At 47.6% G+C, this 19955-nt stretch carries 14 protein-coding genes and 1 tRNA gene; 6 read left to right on the top strand and 9 right to left on the bottom strand.

Annotated elements, in window-relative coordinates:
- Positions 1-463: 463 nt before the first annotated feature.
- The 3 genes from IEY24_RS26835 to IEY24_RS26825 all read right to left on the bottom strand — a co-directional run bounded on the left by IEY24_RS26835 (position 464) and on the right by IEY24_RS26825 (position 6478).
- Entirely contained in the window at positions 464-925 is a 462-nt protein-coding gene (locus IEY24_RS26835) for a LuxR C-terminal-related transcriptional regulator (RefSeq protein ID WP_229223209.1), read from the bottom strand.
- A gap of 184 nt (positions 926-1109) precedes the next feature.
- The gene (locus IEY24_RS26830) at positions 1110-5261 is read right to left on the bottom strand and encodes a hybrid sensor histidine kinase/response regulator (protein WP_188938317.1); all 4152 of its coding nucleotides are present in this window, start codon (positions 5259-5261) and stop codon (positions 1110-1112) included.
- Positions 5262-5731: 470 nt separating this feature from the next.
- Positions 5732-6478: an NUDIX hydrolase gene (locus tag IEY24_RS26825; protein WP_188938309.1), complete on the bottom strand. Its 747-nt coding sequence runs from the start codon at positions 6476-6478 to the stop codon at positions 5732-5734.
- Between the two features lie 140 nt (positions 6479-6618).
- On the opposite strand from IEY24_RS26825, the gene IEY24_RS26820 reads away from it, so the two are divergent.
- Positions 6619-8256, top strand: coding sequence for a carboxylesterase/lipase family protein (locus IEY24_RS26820; RefSeq protein WP_188938305.1), 1638 nt, complete (start codon positions 6619-6621; stop codon positions 8254-8256).
- 127 nt (positions 8257-8383) lie between these two features.
- Positions 8384-8692, top strand: coding sequence for a hypothetical protein (locus IEY24_RS26815; protein WP_188938304.1), 309 nt, complete (start codon positions 8384-8386; stop codon positions 8690-8692).
- A gap of 8 nt (positions 8693-8700) precedes the next feature.
- Here IEY24_RS26815 and IEY24_RS26810 read toward each other — a convergent pair whose 3' ends face one another.
- The 6 genes from IEY24_RS26810 to IEY24_RS26785 all read right to left on the bottom strand — a co-directional run bounded on the left by IEY24_RS26810 (position 8701) and on the right by IEY24_RS26785 (position 15701).
- Positions 8701-10080, bottom strand: coding sequence for a serine hydrolase domain-containing protein (locus IEY24_RS26810; protein ID WP_188938303.1), 1380 nt, complete (start codon positions 10078-10080; stop codon positions 8701-8703).
- 592 nt (positions 10081-10672) lie between these two features.
- Positions 10673-10744, bottom strand: a tRNA-Arg gene (locus IEY24_RS26805).
- Positions 10745-10841: 97 nt separating this feature from the next.
- Positions 10842-11513 carry an NUDIX hydrolase gene (locus IEY24_RS26800; RefSeq protein WP_188938302.1) on the bottom strand — a complete coding sequence of 224 codons (672 nt, stop codon included), beginning with the start codon at positions 11511-11513 and terminating at the stop codon, positions 10842-10844.
- A gap of 20 nt (positions 11514-11533) precedes the next feature.
- The gene (locus IEY24_RS26795; protein WP_229223200.1) at positions 11534-12214 is read right to left on the bottom strand and encodes a hypothetical protein; all 681 of its coding nucleotides are present in this window, start codon (positions 12212-12214) and stop codon (positions 11534-11536) included.
- A 132-nt stretch (positions 12215-12346) separates the two neighbouring features.
- Positions 12347-14353 (bottom strand): 1,4-alpha-glucan branching protein GlgB, encoded by a 2007-nt coding sequence (gene glgB / locus IEY24_RS26790; protein ID WP_188938300.1) that lies wholly within the window; start codon positions 14351-14353, stop codon positions 12347-12349.
- Between the two features lie 139 nt (positions 14354-14492).
- Positions 14493-15701, bottom strand: coding sequence for a dipeptidase (locus IEY24_RS26785; protein WP_188938297.1), 1209 nt, complete (start codon positions 15699-15701; stop codon positions 14493-14495).
- A gap of 214 nt (positions 15702-15915) precedes the next feature.
- Between IEY24_RS26785 and budA the strand changes: the two genes are divergently transcribed.
- The 4 genes from budA (at position 15916) to IEY24_RS26765 (ending at position 19836) form a co-directional block, all read left to right on the top strand.
- Positions 15916-16743 (top strand): acetolactate decarboxylase, encoded by an 828-nt coding sequence (gene budA, locus IEY24_RS26780; RefSeq protein ID WP_188938294.1) that lies wholly within the window; start codon positions 15916-15918, stop codon positions 16741-16743.
- A gap of 92 nt (positions 16744-16835) precedes the next feature.
- Positions 16836-17843 (top strand): alpha/beta hydrolase, encoded by a 1008-nt coding sequence (locus tag IEY24_RS26775; RefSeq protein ID WP_188938291.1) that lies wholly within the window; start codon positions 16836-16838, stop codon positions 17841-17843.
- A 65-nt stretch (positions 17844-17908) separates the two neighbouring features.
- Complete coding sequence (locus tag IEY24_RS26770; protein WP_188938288.1) at positions 17909-18586, top strand: response regulator transcription factor; 678 nt, start codon at positions 17909-17911, stop codon at positions 18584-18586.
- Positions 18583-19836, top strand: a complete 1254-nt coding sequence (locus tag IEY24_RS26765; protein WP_188938286.1) for a sensor histidine kinase — start codon at positions 18583-18585, stop codon at positions 19834-19836. The genes IEY24_RS26770 and IEY24_RS26765 overlap by 4 nt, the downstream gene beginning before the upstream one ends.
- Positions 19837-19955 lie beyond the last annotated feature (119 nt).

Raw genomic sequence — 19955 nt, 5'->3', positions numbered from 1 at the left:
TCGAACCAATAAAAAACCCAACCTAAACTACACAACAAGCTAAAAATCAACCATTTAAAGCACGAAAAAGAGCGATCAATATGTGAAAATTGATCGCTCTTTTTCGTATTGTGCTCCCTACGGTACAAAAGTCGAACCTTTTGCTGGAAGATTTGAGGAGGTTGGCGGCGTTATTCGAGAACTCTGAAGGGTTTACTAAGCGATTTTCTTAACTCTAAACTGTCTGTATTTTCGGGACACTACGAACCTCCCAGACTGATCTCTTCTGACTATACGCTAACCAACGCTGGGCCATAAATGTGCCATTATAGTTTTCTATATTACCAGTGAATTCCAATTTAAGAAGGCAGATCAAAGGTGAGCAGAAATATTACCCGTCGCGCCATCGAAATAGCGAAATCGCTTGTTTATCTGCGGTCGCAGTGACTTTTCATTCCGTCATGACAGAATCAGGATCGGAATCCTACATTCTGGCCCTTAGCTGAAAAATGTCATTTACACGGAGCTTCTTGAATATACGGGCCTTAATCTTGCTGACCGTAGATGCCTTACGGCTTAGCTCAGTAGCAATCCAGGACGTTTTCTTACCTTCAACGAGATATCTCGCGATCTTATATTCGTGGGTTGTAAGGACGGCCTTCCCATTAACTCGGCCTCTATACAAATCAAGTAAGGTCCACAATACTTCTTGACTAATATATTTTTTCCCCTCCCGAACTTCTTCAATACACTTTGCTAATTCTTCCGGTTCGACCTCACTGGAAAGATAGCCGCTAATGCCTGCCTTCAGGTAACCTATCACCGTCTTGGATTCGGACCTATCTCCAAAGACGACAATCCTTGCGGTAGGATACAGTACACTGGCTCTAAGGATACCGTCGATTTCACTGGATTCCAGGGCAAGATCTACGCTTGTAACAATCAAATCTACGGTTTTGCCCGGATTGTCACCACGATAAGAAGTGATACTTTCCGACTCAATTATGCTGATGGAGGGCCAGGAGTCTGGGGTACACAAAAAGTCACCAATTCGGGTGATATGTGGCATCTTATTATTTCTTTACCCGAGCAATGAGACATTCTTTTTGTTATATGTCAATTTCACCGTACTAGCTTTGTATTTTTTGTGACAATTCTTCCAGCATTTCCATTAGTTCTTCCAGGTTTACCGGCTTGCTGATATAATCATCCATTCCTGCGGCAAGGCATCGCTCCCTATCTTCCCGCAGAGCATTAGCCGTCATAGCGATGATATAGGGCGTGGTTGGGTTAGTTGCCCTGATCTTTTTAGTCGCTTCAAGACCATCCATACCAGGCATTTGTACATCCATTAATATTAAATCAAATACTTTTTGCATTGCCCTTTTCACGGCTTCCAGGCCATCGGTAACCATCTCAACCTCGTAACCGAGCTTGCCCAGCACATTCAGGATCACAATTTGATTCACTTTGTTATCCTCTGCAACCAATATCTCCAATGGATACTTTATGGAAAAATTTGAATACAGTACCTTACCGGCAAGCTCAGCTTGCTGCACTGCCGGCGCCATGTCCCCCTGTTTAAACTGATCGTAGATACTATTGAAAAAAGTCTTTTTACAGACCGGTTTTTTCAATAAAGCATAAAAAAGGTCTTTCTGATCTTTCGGCAGCTCATTGCCCCTGGGACTCATAAGTACGACGGGAAGTTGAGGGTAATTGTCTTTTATAAGCCTTCCAAGCTGTATCCCGTCCATAGAAGGCATATACAAATCGGTAATGACCATCTTTATACTTTTATTTTGAGCCAGTATTTCAAGTGCATCGGTACCGCTGCTTGCACATAATGGCGCCAGCCCCCACTCTTTCAGCTGGTCCGCAATGATTTCCCGACTATTCCGGTTATCGTCCGTCACCAGGATTTCGATTCCCCCAAAATCGTGGCGATAGTCCGGAAGCGTTTGATCCGGCGAAATTTGCCTTCCTGCAAGGATCGAAAAATAAAAGGTGCTGCCCTCGCCTGCATTGCTGGTTACGCCAATAGTTCCACCCATCAGGTTTACCAGCTTTTGACAGATCGCAAGACCCAGGCCTGTGCCGCCGTATTGTCGGCTTGTAGAAGAGTCTACCTGTGAAAATGCCTTAAACAGGCGGTCCCTCTTGCTTTCGGAAATACCAATCCCACTGTCCCTGACTTCGAAGTACAGTCCGACCTGGTTGTCATCAGACCTGCCATCCAGGCTGACAGTCAAGACCACCTCGCCGTCCTTGGTAAACTTAATGGCATTTCCTATCAGGTTGACTAAGATTTGACGAAGCCTTTGTCCGTCGCCAACCAGCTGCTCGGGCACATCGAGACTGATTTTATACAACAAATCCAGCCTCAATTCGACCATTTTTGGCATAAAAACATCCATTACATCTTCGATGCAGTTCCTAAGATTGAATGCCCTTTCTTCCAGTTCCATATTACCGGACTCTATTTTGGAAAAATCAAGAATATCATTGATCACAGTCAGCAAGCTGCTACCGCTCAACTGTATATTTTTTGTGTAACTGAGTTGTTCTTCGTCCAGGTCGGTTTCCGCCAACAGCGAAGCCATACCAATCACCCCGTTCATAGGAGTTCTGATCTCATGACTCATGACAGCCAAGAAGGAGCTTTTTGCGTGGCTGGCCAGCTCTGCCTGCTGCTTCGCTTTTTTCTCTTCCTCAATCGCTATTTCCGCGAGGCGTTTCGCTTTTCTTTCTTCCTCGATCGCCACTTCGAGTTGCATGGTGCGCTGTTTGACTTTTGTTATAAGCCGTTTCTTCTGCCTGCGGATGGAATACGTGCGGAGCCTGTGAATAAGGATCAACAGACCGGTAAAGCCGATCAGTGAAATCAGCCTGAACCACAAGGTAAGCCAGAATGGCGGGGTGATGGTAATTTTTACAAAGTTGCCTTTATTGTTCCATACGCCGTCATTGTTGGATGCCTTGACCCTGAAAGTATAAGTCCCGGGATCAAGATTCGTGTAAGTTGCCGTTCGCTTGTCCCCTACATAGCTCCAATGCGGATCAAATCCTTCCAATTTGTATGCATACTGGTTTTTCTCAGGGATTGTATAACTGAGCGAAGCAAATTCTAGCGTAAATACGGACTGTTTATAGGAAAGGGTAATGGACTTCGTATCATTGATATCGCTTTTCAGAATGGCGGATTTATCGCCTGCTGAAACCGTTTTGTTAAAAATCTGGAAGCTGGTAAGATAAACCGGAGGAATGAAAACATTGTACTTGATACTGTCGGGAAAGAAAGTGCTGAAACCGTTCACCCCACCAAAAAACATTTGCCCGGCTTCGGTAACAAAGCACGAGTTATCCCTGAACTCATTGCTTTGCAGCCCGTCCTTCACCCCAAAATTCCGGAAGGTTTTATTTGCGATATTGAGCCGTGAGATTCCTTTGTTTGTACTCAGCCACAGGTTTTTATGATGATCTTCCAGCATTGCAAAAACAACGTTGCTGGCGAGGCCGTCTTTTTCGGTAAAGGCTTTAAATGTTTGTTTATGGGTATCAAAGTAATTGAGGCCGCCCCCCACAGTACCTATCCACAAATTGCCTCCCTCCGCTTCCCGAATGCACTGGACCTTATTATGCGACAGGCCAGAGATATTGTTCGGGTTACGCTGATATCGGGTAAAATGCCTACCGCTGCTGTCCAGTTTGTTCAGCCCGTTATAAGTCCCTACCCAAATTACCCGATTCTTATCCTGGAAAACAGTTGTCACAATGTCCGAGCTAATGCTGGTGCTGTCAGCGGGATCGGTGCGATAATGTTTGAATTTCTTGCTTTTGATGTTGTAATAATTCAATCCACCTCCCCAGGTCCCAATCCATAAATTGCCGTCAATATCCGTAAAAAGGTTGTTGACATCCGCAATGGACAGACTGTTGGGATCCTTGGCATTTGGCAAATGATGTTTTGCAATGCCTGTTTTGGTATTAAAAAGATCGAAGCCGCCTTCGTGGTATCCCAATGCCAGTATATCGGCAGAAACCCGTACGATAGAAATCACATAGTCATTACTGATTGAATTTGCATTTCGAGGATCGTACCGGTAACTGGTAAAAGTGTTGTTACCATAGTTAAATACGTTCAGGCCGCCGCCATCTGTGCCAATCCATATTTTATTACCTGAACTGTCCCCACATAATGAAAGCACCACATTGTCGGTCAAGCTGCCCGGGTCTCCCTGTATGTGCCTGTAAGAAAGAAATTTCTCCCCAAACTTCGGCAGGAGATCGACGCCGCCTGCATAGGTTCCCACCCAAATATTTTCAGCATCATCCTGATAGATCGTATATACAGAATTATTGCTTAGCGCGGCAGGCTCGTTGGACTGGTGTTTGTAATTCATAAACTGCCCTTTTCGCTTGTCATAAACGCTGATGCCCCCATTTTCAGTCCCTATCCAAAGCTTGCCGTCTTTGGCTGCGAGAATAGAAAGAATGTCGTTGTGAGCAATCGAATTCGGATCCGTTGGTTCGTGAAGAAAGTTGCGGAAAGACCGGTCCCTGAGATTGTAAAGAAACAAGCCTCCGCCCTTCGTACCCATCCACAAATCCCCATGATGGTCCATACGCAAAGCTCTGATGACCGGTGCCGGAGAACAGTTTCCGCAGTTTACATCAATACGTCGGCTGGTGTATCTGTCATTGTTGATCGTGACCTGGTAAAGCCCATTTTCGGTTCCCAGCCACAGCGAGCCGTCGTTATTCTCTTCAATGCGGTAGATAGGATTTTTAGTTTTGCTACCCTGGGTTTGCCCGGCTTGCAGAAACAGTCTGAACGTCTTGCTCTGCCGGTAAAACAGAAACAGCCCTTCCTGAGTAGCCAGCCAGATCCTGTTTTTACTATCCTCAAAAAGATCGCTGATATCCTGGGTTATGTAGTGTACAAAACTATTTTTGTTTCTGTCAAATCTATCCAGTCCATTAGAAGTCGCAACCCACAAATCGCCCTGCTTATCTTCCAGTAGATCCTGTATATAACTATCTGAAATGCTGCTTTTATCGTAAGCATCATGTTTGTAGTGTGTAAAAACGTAACCGTCATATTTATTCAAACCATCTTCACATCCAAACCACATGAATCCCTTTTTGTCTTTCAGTATCGCCGAGACGTGGCTTTGGGCCAATCCTTCATTTGTGGTAAGGTGATTGAATTTTACACTTTGCGCTTGCACGAGGCTATGCAGCGCCCACCAAATAAACGCGATAGCTACTGCGTGTTTCATTTTATTCGGACGTGAGCGTCTGATCTGGTGTACAAAACATTTATTGATCCAATCAATTGCTCCACTGTTGGAAAATGAAGCCGGTCATTAATAACTCATACAATATAAAAAAATAATTCTACAGGAGGAACCCTTTCGAGTAATTCGGTGCCCTAGACCACCCAATTCCCTGGTCAGCCCGAAGCGGAATTGGGTGGTCAATTTTTTTGGATCCTTTTGGAGTGAGAAAGGACTCATACTGCTGCTTTTCGGATCAATTTTCCCCTTTGAAGGGCTCTTTGACAAGCTTTCGTTTCTGATCAAATTCATCGGACTGACCTAAGACAACAATTCCGTTTATCTTATCATACTCCACAATACGTACCCATGTATACGTAATACGGAATCCCCAATACTAAATCGGTTACTGAATAAGGAAGGCTTTCCCTAGCTCTTCCGACTCATCAGTATGCAAAATGCTGACAACTAACTTATTTATCCATGATAAACTGATATAAATACGGGGCTTTATGGGCGCCGCCACTATATTGTTTTTCAAGTCTTTCCAAGATATCAAGACTAAGCATCTTGCGCTGAAAACTCGACCGGCGCAGCTGCTGTCCAAGAATCGTCTCATATAATTTTTGAAGTTCTCCCATCGTGAAAGCTTTGGGCAACAATGGGGCCGCCCAGCTGTCGTAGCCACCTAGCTTCCGGTCAAGATCCGCTCTTAACGTCTCCAAAGCCTTTTGCGCAATTGCTTTATGGTCCAGCATGAGCTCCGGTAGATTTTCCAGCGTATACCAAATGCAATTATCCGAAAGCGGGTCCGGTGTAGGGGCTGCCTTTCGAAAATCAATCAGCGCATAATAACCCACGGAAACAAAACGTCGGAGAAGCCAGTGATCGTCGGTCGGATTCAATCCTTTGGCCTGCATGATCGTGCGAAGCGGCGCCTGATCATAGCGGGCCAAATCTCCAAACGTGTAAAATTGGTCAAGGTAAATATCCGAAAGTCCGGTACGCTCACTGAGCACGCGCCGGGCCGCATCATTCATATTCTCATTCTCTCTCACAAACCCGCCGGGTAATGCAAACAGGTTGGTATTGCGATATTCCAGCAGCAGGATTTTTAGCTGGTATTGATCAAAACCAAAAATCACGAAGTCCATGGCCAGTCCGGGCAGGTAACCAATTCCTTCTGGATTTTGCTCTAATGGGGTCAATTTCTCACTCATTATATTAAAATTCAATGCACAAGTTAGAAAAAAGAAAGATTGTCAAAGTAATTTTCTATTATTGTTCCATAATGAGACAATATGGGATTTATTCGTCAGATTGTCTTTCCTGCTATTATGGACTTCTATATTAATTGAAAATGAAAACAATCTTTATTACCATGCTGCTCGCTCTGCAAATGATGCATGTGGCGACGGCGCAGTCTAAAAAAACGAATTTGGCTCCCCAGGCCAAAACAGCGAACGGAACTGTCGAAGGTGTTGTCGAAACCTCAGGGGTCAGGGCATATAAGGGAATTCCTTTTGCCGCTCCCCCGGTCGGCGAATTCCGCTGGCGTGAACCACAACCAGTTAAAAACTGGAATGGCATTCGGAAAACCGATAAGTTCGGTCCCCGCGCGATGCAAAATCCTGTTTTTGGGGACATGGGTTTTCGTTCCAACGGCATGAGTGAAGATTGTCTGTACCTGAATGTGTGGACGCCAGCAAAGTCTGCCAGCGAGAAACTTCCGGTACTTGTCTATTTCTATGGAGGCGGTTTTGTGGCCGGAGACGGTTCTGAGGGACGTTATGATGGCGAAAGTATGGCTACAAAAGGTATCGTGAGCCTGACTGTAAACTATCGTCTGGGCGTGTTCGGTTTTTATGCCTCAGAGGATCTTACGAAAGAATCTCCACACCACGCCTCGGGTAACTACGGGTATCTGGATCAGGCGGCAGCACTTGCGTGGGTTAAGCAAAATATTGCAGCCTTCGGAGGCGATCCTAACAGGGTTACCATTGCGGGAGAGTCGGCTGGATCGCTTTCAGTGAGCGCCTTAATGGCTTCACCGCTTTCCATGGATTTGTTCTCTGCTGCTATTGGTGAAAGCGGGTCCGTTTTGGGCACACTTCCTCCGGTCCCTCTGGCGCAAGCCGAGCAGGCAGGCGCCAAATTCAATGAACAGGTAGGCAAAAAAACATTGGCGGAAATGCGTGCGATATCTGCTGAGGAGTTGCTAAAAGCGACGGCTAACGCGGGTGTTTCCAGGTTTCTTTCCGCGATTGATGGCTATTTCTTCCCTGAGGCGCCTTTGAAAATATTCAAGGCAGGGAAACAATCACAGGTACCGTTGTTGGCTGGATGGAATTCTGAGGAAATGAATTACCGTATGATTTTGGGCAAGGAAACGCCGACGCTTGATAATTATACGAAGGCAGTCCAGAAGCTGTACGGAGCAGAGGCGGATAAAGTTCTAAAAGAATATTCAGCTGCCTCTGATGCAGAGGTCGAGCAAGTCGCAACTGACCTGGCAGGCGACCGCTTCATTGGTTTCGGTACTTGGAAATGGATTGACATTCAAAGTAAAACCGGTGGTGGAAAGCCCGTTTACCGCTACTTGTACGGTCGTCCACGCCCCGCAATGAATGCTGAAATGGGAAATGTGTCTGCGAACCTTGCCGGTGGAGTTTCCAAAACCACAGAGCCTGTTGCGAAAGCCCCATTACCCAAAGGAGCAGTGCATTCGGCCGAAATTGAATATGCTATGGGCAACCTCTCGCTGAATAAAGTGTACGCCTGGACGCCTGAAGACCATAAAGTGTCAGCAACGATGCAGGAGTATTTTGCCAATTTTGTTAAAACAGCAAACCCTAATGGCAAAGGTTTACCGGAATGGTTACCTGTGAAAGGCGACGGTGATGCGCACTACATGTACCTCGATGTCAACAGCCGCCTGGAGACTGAAAAGCACAAAGGTCGATACGTTCTGATGGATGCTATGGCTGCGAAGGATTAATGAAAAAATCTCACTGATAATGCAGTGAAAGCACTCAAAAATGTTCCGGGTGCGCATATTGACAACGAACCGCGCGGCCGCCAGAGTTTCTGGCTGAAAATAATTAGGCAAGACCTATCTAGAAGACGTGTTAAATGCCTATTTGTTTGAATCGCTTGAAGAAGCGGCCGCCGCTGCGGTTCGTATTTTATCCGTTGAGTGGATGGATAACCATAATCGCCTACACAAATATCAAGACCTAGCGGAAATGCTCGTGCCCAATTTCCAAGACCAGCGTTTAGCCCTAGCCAACCAGTTTTCAGGGATGAGTGCCGAAGAAAGGATTTCCTTCTCAGTTTTAAAAATACAGAACCCGACTGGTCAATTTACGATTTTGAGAAATTTCCTTCAATTCAATGAGGCGGGCGGAATCTGTGGAAAATTGAAATCTGCCTGATAGGTAAGTTATCGGATTTTCCTGATCATAGCGCGCATATCCTCAATTTGTATCTCAAAGCCGTCCACTTTTCCGGAGGTGTCTTTGGTGAATACATGCTTGTTCGGAAATACTTCGTAACAAATAAACTGATCAGGAGAAGTGAAATGCATCTGCCACGCATCAGACATCCTGCTGTCTTTAAAGTATAGTTTGCCATCCTTTTTATAAATTTCAATTTTTGCCGGAGGGCCATCTTCGGGGAAACCATACTGACCAACATATTGGCCCATTTTATGGTCGCTGATCGCTGTGTCCTTCACATTTGCCTTTTGGGCGGCCAGGCTGGCGGCTAAAAGCGAGGGGGTCATAGTGTTCTTGTTAGACCCATTGCTCAGCATGGTTACATACACATCTTCGGTCGGCAGGTATATCTCAAAAGATGAAAAACCGTTGATACTTCCGCTATGCTGCCATGTCGGACCACCCGCAAGCGGCTGTAATCCAAAGCCAAAACCGTAATTTGTTTTTTCGCCATTGCTTAATGTAAAAGGTGTAACTGCCTGTTTGAAAGTTTCAGGTTTCAATATTTTGTTTTCAGTCAATCCCTTTTGCCATTTAAAAAGATCATCCACCGTCATCATCAGAGCACCGGCCGAATAAGCTGCTGACGCATTCAGGTAATCAGCATTGTTTATAGCCGTATCGGACATTCCGGAATAGCCTTTTACCCTGTTTTTTACGATTGTTGAGGGGTAGTCGAAAAATGCGTGGTCCATTCCAAGAGGTTTGAAAACATTTTCCGTAAGGTATTCAGCGTAAGAATTTCCGCTTATTTTTTCAATTATAAAACCAAGTAAAATGTATCCCGAGTTGCTATAGTGATATCCTGTGCCGGGAGGAAAATCGAATGGTTGATTTTTGAAAATCGCTATGATATCAGCCGGTTTATTGTCCTTTTTACCCAGGTCCACATCAGGGTTTTGAATCTCCGTATAGTTTTTAATTCCGGAGGTATGCGACAGCAGATTTGCAACTGTAACTGTCTGGCCATTTGTGGGGTAATCGGGAATATACTTTTTGATGTCATCGTTCAGATCAAGAAGCCCTTTTTCGGCCAATTGTAAAATGGCCACGGCGGTAAATTGTTTGGTCAGCGACGCAATGCGAAACACGTGGGCTGTCGTCATGGGCACATTCAGTTCCAGGTCAGCCATGCCAAATGCTTTTTTGTAAATAACCTGCCCTTTTTTGGACACCAACATTGCACATCCAATGCCGTTGGGTTTAAACTTTGCAGCCAACAAGTGATCCAGCGTTTGCCTAAGCTGCTTATCTTCTGGGGATGATTGTGCGCTTGCCCAAAAGGCAATGCACATGAACAGCAGGAAGTTTGGTAGAAATTTCATGGACGTCGCGTTTAGTTTGTAAGCCAGTTAACGACCAATGAAATACATGCCAAGCACAAAGAGCGCTGATTAACAATACATTACGAGTCCACATTTCAAAAAAAAACGTCCGTTAATGTACAGCATGTGTCCGCTTAAAGCTGGACTTTTCTTTACCTGAATTCCTGCGGAAGGAACAATCTCCGTCTGCACATCCTACCGTAACCTGCGTTCTAGTATTGACGACCCACGCCTTGACGTCGCGTTGTTGCATATAGATGGGTAATTCACCGCTCGAATAATTGGCTCTTCGTTTTAGATAGAATAACAATGTGAATGTTTTAACTAGCATAGTAAACCATTTTTTTGTGAACGAAATAGGTTTAAAGCTTCGAAAAAATCAAGATGTTTATCTGTCGAACAGGTTGATAATGAATAACTTGCAGGCGACCTGGTGAGCACTTTGAAAACTTGCCTAAAAAAGGCGGTTTGCTCTCGATTTGCTCACCAGAATATTAAGAAAATTTGCACGTTTTTACTATATACGCACAAAAAGAAAACCCTGCAAATGGCTGATTTGCAGGGTTTTGCTGAATTTTGTTGTATTATATAGTGCTCCCGAAGGGATTCGAACCCCTATCGATGGTACCGGAAACCATTATTCTATCCATTGAACTACGGGAGCGTAGTGGACTTTCGTCTCTAATGGGGTGCAAATATAGCTCGTATTTTGAATTTTGAGCAAATCACGCCCGATTTGTTTTCAGATTTCTGACCGGAAATCATAACTTTTTTAGCAACTCCCAGTCGCCCACGCTTTTCAGATAAAGATAATCCAGCAACACCCCGTTCACATTCGTAATGAGTTTGTGCCCCTCTTCGAATGGAACCACGAAGGTCTTGATGTATTCGTGGTCGGAGAGCAGGCCCTGCACGGTATTGTGGTACGATTGGATTGCCTCCGAGGTAAGTTCCAGTTCACAGTAGAACATGTACATTGCCTCGTCACTGGTGCCGGTGGACGGGTAAAAAGGCTCGCTGTTGACACTGATCAATTGCGATTTGTCGACGGCAATGCCGGTTTCTTCGAAGACTTCGCGTGCAGCTACGGACGCGGCGTCGCTTTCGCTGTCAAGCATGCCGGCGGGGTGTTCGTAGGTCATGGAGCCGTCGCAAATGCGGCGTTGCTGCACCAGAAGCAAGTATTTTTCTCTTGTAACAACATCAATAAAGCAAACAAGCACGCTTACCACCTCGCCTTTCAGAAAGCAGATCGGCGGTATTTTATTGCCTTCCGGCGTGGTAGCATCCGTGTACAGGAGCGAAAACAGTACTTCGCCATGACCATTACGGCGGGTGTAAAGTTCATCTACACGATGGATATCCAAACCGTTCGAAACCAGCCGGTTTTTCCAAAGATTAAATTTGTGCGAATCCGTCAGATTCTCTGCCATGAGCTAGTGTGTCGGTTAAATCAATTATACAACGGGAAGGATAATGCTATATAGGGAACACCGTAGGTTGTCGAATACCGCGTCTGGCCGTTGATTAGCTTTTCAGGCGCAGCATATGTTACGCGGCCGTGCACGTAGGCGACTTTCAGGCCGATTTGATCGGTGATCCAAAACCGGACGTAGGCTTCGGATTGCCCGTTTTGTTTGTCCATAAAAAGAGGCAGCGCATTCAGCGTGGCAGGAGCACTTTTCAGATAGGCGTTGTAATGCGCACCGCCTTCTCCGTAAAGTTTGCCGCCTGCGTACAACGCATTACGTTTCAGACCGAATGCAAGGCCAAAAAGGTCGGTGTTAGCCCCGATATCGAATTTCCATAGCCTGACATTGGCTCCAACCAGGAAGCTGACACCATTCGCGGAGAGTTTTCCAAATTTAAGTGTATCGGCATTGAGGGCGCTGGTCTTCGGAAGCATGTCGGTACGCCCTGCATAATAACCCCAGGTACGTACGCCCCAGCCTACTCTGAACCACGGAAAGTTGGTGAGACTCAGCTCCTGGTGATAGGTGGCGGATGGCACCCAAACTTTGTCCTGATAGCCCAGACCAAGGTCGATACCGGAAGTAACGCGGGACAAATCCTGAGAAAAAGCTTGTACTGAAACTAAAAAAACAAAAAGTACTATTAATCGAATGCGCTTCATCTGATTCGTGATGTTTTGATCGGCAAAGGTAAAAAAATAAGGCAGAGACCCCAGCCTCTGCCTCAAGATCGTCTATGAATTAAGTAAACGGTAGACACGCTTTCGTTGCTTCACCGTTGCCTCTGTTTACAATCATTTTCGTTTAGCAACCACTTTTTTGAGAACGACAGCACCCAACGGAGGCAGATCGAGCATCAGCGAATGCGCTTTCCCGTGCCACTGGTGGTTCTCGGCCGTTACAGCATCATAATTGATGATTCCGCTGCCACCAAATTGCGCCGCATCCGAGTTGAATATCTCCTGCCAGCTTCCTTCCGAGATAACTCCGACCCGGTAGCTTTTTCGGGGAACGGGCGTCAGGTTAAGGGCGATAATGAGGTTGCGGGCCGGATCGATCGATTTGCGCGCGTAAACGAGCACGGAATTCTCCCGGTCCTGTGTATCGATCCATTCGAAACCGTCGTGGGAAAAAGAGAAATCGAACAATGCCGCTTCTTCCTTGTACAGTTTGTTCAGCGCGATCACGCATTCACGGATGCCTTTGTGAGCCGGTTGTTCCAGCAAGTGCCAGTCGAGACTCTGCTGGAAGTTCCATTCCGAAGTCTGGCCGAATTCTCCGCCCATGAACATGAGCTTCGTGCCCGGGTGCGTGAACATGTACGTGAACATCAGTCGCAGGTTCGCAGATTTCTGCCATTCGTCGCCCGGCATTTTATTAATGAGCGACTTTTTCCCGTAAACGACCTCGTCGTGCGAGAACGGAAGCATGAAGTTTTCGGAAAATGCATATACGAGACTGAAAGTAAGCTGGTCCTGATGCCATTTGCGGAACGCGGAGTCTTTTTCGAAATACTTCAGCGTATCGTTCATCCAGCCCATCATCCATTTCATGCCAAAGCCCAACCCACCTACAAAAACAGGGCGCGAAACGCCCGGGAATGCCGTCGACTCTTCGGCGATGGTCTGAACGTCCGGAAATTCGGTATAAACAGCCACATTCATTTCCCGCAGCAAAGAGATCGCTTCCAGGTTCTCGCGGCCGCCGAATTCATTCGGTATCCATTCGCCGTGTTTACGCGAATAATCGAGGTATAGCATCGACGCCACCGCATCCACGCGCAAGCCGTCCGTGTGATAACGGTCGAGCCAAAAAATAGCGTTGCTGATCAGAAACGATCTTACTTCATTTCTTCCATAATTGAAAATATAGCTCTTCCAATCGGGATGGTAACCCTTCCGCGGATCTTCATGCTCGTAAAGCGAGGTACCGTCGAAGCGGAACAGGCCATGAGCATCACCAGGAAAATGTGAAGGGACCCAGTCCATATACACGCCAATGCCCGCCTGGTGCAGCTGGTCGATGAGGTACATCAGTTCCTGCGGCGTACCCATACGCGATGAACACGAAAAGTAGCCGGTGATCTGGTACCCCCACGACGGCGCGTACGGATGTTCCATAATCGGCATCAGTTCCACATGCGTGAAACCCATTTCCTTCACATAAGGTACCAGGCTTTCGGCGATTTCCTTGTAGGTAAGATGTCGCTCAGGATCGGAAGGATCGCGTTGCCAGGAACCCAAATGTACTTCGTACACCGAGATCGGCGCATTCAGCTTGTTTTTCTCCTTCCGTATTTTCATCCAATCCGCATCATTCCACTCATACCAGGTATCCCATACGATGGATGCCGTGCGCGGCGCTACCTCGCACCAGAGTGCAAACGGGTCCGACTTTTCGAGGTGCTGCCCGTTTTGGGAAATAATGTAGTACTTATAAACCTCTCCCACCCCAATGTTTGGCACCCAACCTTCCCAGATCCCGGAGCTGTCCCAGCGGGGTGCCAATGCGTGGGCACCGTGGTTCCAGCCATTAAAATTCCCGATCACCGACAGATAGGTCGCATTGGGAGCCCACACGGCGAAATACGTTCCTACCACTCCATTGACTTCCATCACGTGCGAACCCAGCTTTTCATAAAGCTTGTAGTGCTTGCCCTGACGGAACAAGTGTATGTCGAAGTCTGTAAAACGGCTAATGGTTTCCACCGCATTCACCGGCTGGGCCGCCACAGGGGTGCCGGCATCCTCGGCAGGATCAATGGTTGCGTTTGTTTTTTTCTTTCCGGTTGACTTAGCCATTTGTAATTCTTCAATTAATGTGTAATCTGTTCGAGGACGTAAGATTTACAATTTTATTAAACTATTTATTAAAATGTATATATTTTTTAGTCCTCCTATATCGCTTCGGGTTCCATCCGGGGCGCCACTTGAAGGCAAATCAGATGTTGCCTGCGGCCTTTTCTACCTGATCCAGAACGCGCATGATGTTGCCGCCCCAGATCTTTTCGATATCGTTCGCAGAATAGCCTCTTTTGACCAACTCTTCGGTAATTGCGCCGATCTGGCTCACGTCCTGCAAGCCAACGACCTCCCCGCCCCCATCCATATCCATGCCAATGCCCACGTGTTCGACACTCGTGAGCTTGATCACGTGCTCGATGTGGTCTACTGCCTCCTGCACAGTGGGTTTATCAGCTTTGTATTTCTCGTCGATCGCCTTCATTTCATCGCGCAAAGCTTTCTTATCGGCATCTGAAAGGTCAGTCTGGCGAATTTTAAGGCGCAGTGCTTTCAACGACATTTCGTGCGGCTCAGAAGGCTTTTTCACAAAGCCGGGCACAAAATTGATCTGAATCACGCCCCCATTTTTAGCCAGCGTTTTGATCATATCGTCGGTCATGTTGCGTGGCACATCGCACAACGCCCGGCACGACGAATGTGAGGCGATTACAGGCGCCTTCGTGAGCTTGATCACATCGTAAAAAGTGGAATCGGAAACGTGCGAAATGTCGACCATAATGCCCAGCCGGTTCATTTCCTTCACCACTTCTTCCCCAAATGCGCTCAGTCCATTGTATTCAGGGCCGTCTCCGTCGGTGGAAGAATCGCAAATATCGTTGTTCAGCGAATGCGAAAGGGTAATGTAGCGCAGGCCGAGGTCATAATACAGTTTCAGGTTGGTCAGATCCTTCCCTACCGGCCAGCCATTTTCCATACCAATGAAAACGGCGCGTTTCCCCTCTTTTTGAAGGCGATAGGCATCTTTGGAAGTGATTGCCAGGCCGGCGGTTTGCGGATTGGCTTTTACGGCTTCGTGGATTTTGTCAAAAATCGCCAATGCCTTTTTCTTTGCCTCGGCATTCGCAGCTTCCGTGCGCTTGCCCTGCCCGAGGTAAACGGCAAAAAACATCCCGTCCATTCCGCCCCGGATCATCCGCGGAAAATCGATCTGTGAGCGTTCCTTTTCAAAATCGTGTTCCACGGCCACATCAAAACCGGGTTTCATCATATTAATAGGTACATCGGCATGGGTGTCGATGGTCAATGCCGCCGCGTGAATCTTTTTGGCCTTGTCCGACATCACGGGCGGTGCGAGTTGCGCATGCGTAAGCGCAGGAACGAGTAACAGGAGTAAAAACCTTTTCATTTTCAGGAGTAATTGGTGATTGGTAAAGGAATATAAGCTGTTTTTAATTTGGCCTTTTTTTCGCGGATTGCCAACTAACACGATGCATTCCCTCCTATTCTCCAAAATATCCCATGCCAGGTGCTATAATCCTTTGAATAGAATGTCACCGCGCGCTTTGCAAAGAACCGGCCATATGTCGTCTTTTGTAACCATTCCAAAACCCTTTCCACGCATGGTTCGTCTTTCCGCTTCCAACAAAAGAACATTCAGCAGCCTCCTGGCAATCTTTCTCCTCGCCTTTTCAGCAAGCTGCGCGATAGCCCAATCAGCCGAAAAACGGCCCAAAACGGCACCGGAGAACGATTTCATGTACCAGTATTCGATCATCGATGCGCTCATGGCAGGCGTTTTTGACGGTGACCTGACGATCGGGCAGCTGAAAAAGAAAGGCGATTTCGGCGTAGGCACATTCAACAGGGTCGATGGTGAACTGCTGATTGACAAGGGGCGCGTTTACAAGATCGCCTACGATGGCTCGGTCAGGGAAGTCCCCGATTCCGACAGTACTTCCGCTGCATTCGTCAAATTCTTCAAAGCCGACACCGTGATTCATTTAAACGGCCCGGGCCTGACCTACGAAAAGGTACAGGAGCAAATCAAGCATGTGTTGAACCCGAACGGCATTTACGCGCTGAGGATTTCGGCCACGTTCCCCACCATGACTACGAGGGCCGAAAAACCGGCCAGCAAGCCCTACACCTCGCTACCCGAGCATTTGAAGCACAATCAGGTCGTTTTTGAATTGAAAAACACGAAAGGCATTTGCGCCGGCTTCCTGCTTCCGCCCTATCTGGCGCGCACCAATGTGCCGGGGTTTCATTTGCATTATCTGGCGGACGATCACAAATCAGGCGGGCACATCTTCAACTTCACGGCCGACGCGCTTACTATTGAAATAGATAGGGCCAAAGGCTTCACCATCGAAAACAATACCAATGCCGAATTCAGCAAAGTAAACCTTCAACCCGACCGCGGCGCCGAATTGAAAAAGATCGAGTAGCCCCGAGGGACTTGCCACAAGGGACTTACCGCAAGGGACTTGCCGCAAGGGGTTACAGCATTTATATTTACGCCTGATTAGTACCTATTTCCATGAAACACAGCCTCCTGCTCACGCTCCTCCTTACACTTTCCGCCGCCGCCAACGCGCAGGTTACCTATTTTGCGGATTTAATGGGCAAAGGCCTCAGACAGGCGACGATCGTTCAGCCTTCCGATTATGAAGGCAGCGTTACCTGTACCCTGGTACGAAAAACGGCGACTGAGAAAAGCACCAAAGCGGTACTGTACGTCCACGGTTTCAACGATTATTTTTTTCAGGAGGAAATGGCCGAGCGGTACATCAAAGAAGGCTTCAACTTCTACGCGATCGATCTGCGGAAATACGGGCGGTCGTGGCTCAGTCATCAGAAGTTCAATAATGTGCGGGACCTGGCCGAGTATTACCCCGATATCGACACCGCGCTGGCGGTTATCAAAGGCGAGGGTAATGAAAAGGTCCTTTTAAGCGGACATTCACTGGGGGGATTGGTGATTTCGCTTTATGCCAGCGAGCGGGCGGGCAGGGAAAAGTTCGATGCACTATTGCTCAACAGCCCGCTTTTTGCTTTGAATATCAAATCAGGTCTAAAGAAAACGGCATTACCGCTACTGTTGAAAAGGGCCGAAAAACATCCGGAATCGAATTTTGACCTGGGCCTGAACCCACTATATGGAGAGAGCCTGCACATTACCGCGCACGGCGAATGGTCGTACAGCCTGGGTTTGAAGCCATTGATCGCCCCGCCGGTTAATGTGGGGTGGGTAAGGGCGGTAGTGAATGGCCAGGAACGGCTCGCGCAGGGCCTTCAGATTAACAAGCCGGTACTGGTACTGCATTCGGCCAAATCCATCGACGAAAAGAAATGGAGCGACATTTTCTTTACCGGCGACGCGGTGCTGAACGTCGACGAAGTTGCGCGCCAGGCCCAGAATATTGTCGGCCAATATAGCATACAGGCTGTTCAGGGCGGGATGCATGACCTTGTTCTCTCTAAACAGCCCGTTCGTGACGAAGTATATTCCACAATTTTCAACTGGGCCAAACGGACAGTTAGGTAAGCCGCATAGGGCGACTTCAGATTTCCTCCAAAATTTGTAGTTTCATTTGCACAAACAACAATGCTATGAAACTGCTGCTCATTGAAGACGAAAAAGCGCTGGCCACCAGCATTCAAACCTATTTTCAGCGCGAAAACTTCATTTGCGAATGGGCGGCAAACTACCGGACAGCGGTGGAGAAGATCAATATTTACCGCTACGATTGCGTACTGGTTGACCTGATGCTACCCGATGGTGACGGTCTCGAAGCCGTTCGGGAGCTGAAACGGAGCTTTCCGGAGACGGGTATCATCATTATTTCCGCCAAAAACTCGCTCGACGACCGCATTACCGGCCTCAACCTGGGCTCGGACGATTACCTTACCAAGCCTTTTCACCTCTCTGAGCTCAACGCGCGCGTGCAGGCGGTCATACGCAGGCGAAGCTTCCAGGGCAGCCAGCAAATCCGTTTCGGCAAAATCCAGATCGACCCCCAGGAGCATCTTGCGCTGGTGGATCAGCAGGAAATCGTCCTTACCCGCAAGGAATATGACCTGCTTGTGTACCTGATCGCCAACAAAAACCGTGTGCTCACCAAGGAATCCATCGCCGAGCACCTCTGGGGCGACGATGCGGATTTAATGGACAATTTTGACTTTATATACACACATATTAAAAACCTGCGGAAGAAGCTCATGGACAAAGGCTGCCCGGATTACCTGAAATCCATTTACGGCGTGGGCTATAAATTCAGCGAGCAATGAAACTGCTGGAACGCATCCTCAAATACCAGATTATCACGTCGCTGTGCGTGCTTACGTTGGGCGCCGTATTGTTTTATTTTTCAGTTAATTATCTTATTAATCAAGAAGTTAACAAAGAACTAATGCGCAGCAAGGCGAAGGTAAGCTGGCAGCTGCGGCATATCGACGAACTGCCGGTGTACATCCTGCAACTGGGCGACAGCCTGCAACTCGACCCCGTGCGTTATCCCGGACAGATGGCGCTCGTAGAGCGGAAATTGTTCAATGATATTGAAAACGAGTACCAGCCCTACCGGCAACTGGTCTTTTATGAGCGTGTCGAGGGAGCGTGGTACCGGGTGACAATCAGCAAGTTGCTGGCCCAACGACAGCAGTTGCTAGAAGCGGTGGTGATGACCGTGACATTCATCGTGGCCCTGCTGCTGATATCGCTGCTCCTGCTGAACAGCTGGCTTTCCCGCCGCCTCTGGCAGCCCTTTTACAAGACGTTGCGCGCATTGGATTCGTACCAGGTCGAAAAACATGAGGTACTTACGTTTTCCAAGCAACATACCGTCGAATTTGAGCAATTGAACCAGTCGGTCACCCAATTTACGGACCGCCTCGCGGCAACTTATCAGAACCTGAAAGAGTTTACCGAGAATGCCTCGCACGAAATACAGACGCCGCTGGCGGTGATTTTGTCCAAAATTGAAAGCTTGTTCCAGGATGAGAGTCTAAGAGAGTCGCAGGTCCTGGCACTTTCGGAGATCAGCGAAGCGGCTAACCGGCTTGCGAAACTGAATCAGGCACTATTATTGCTTACCAAAATCGAAAACCGGCAGTTTCTGGCAGGTACCGAGCCTATTAACCTCGTTCCGATCATCAACCGGAAGCTCCGCGACCTGGAAGATCTGATCGAGCAGCGCGAGATCACCGTCAAGACTGCTATTGAGCCGACGGGGCCGGTGATGCACCCGGCATTAGCCGAAGTGCTGGTCAATAATTTACTGACCAATGCAATACGCTACAATATGAATGGCGGAACGATTGATATTACGCTTCATGCTGCCAGGCTGGTGGTCCGCAACACAGGAGCGCCTATCCATATCGACCCGGAGCTGATGTTCGAGCGGTTCAGGAAAGAGGGCACGCATTCGGCCTCGCTTGGGTTGGGGCTTGCATTGGTCAAAACGATCTGCCAGGTGAACGGGCAGACGCTCACTTACGAAACCGACGGTCCCTGGCACATTCTCACCGTAACCTGGTAACGATATTCAACATTTTCATGGCTAGTAGTGAATAAAGGGAGGGTTTCTGACCCTCCTTTTTTTATGTATTCCAAAAAAGTGTTCAACTACAAAATGTCTTCAGAATCCATACAGAATTG

Source organism: Dyadobacter endophyticus (assembly GCF_014641595.1).
Taxonomy (GTDB): Bacteria; Bacteroidota; Bacteroidia; order Cytophagales; family Spirosomataceae; genus Dyadobacter; species Dyadobacter endophyticus.
Note: the sequence above shows the minus strand (reverse complement) of the source record. Positions and strands in the feature narration are given on the sequence as shown.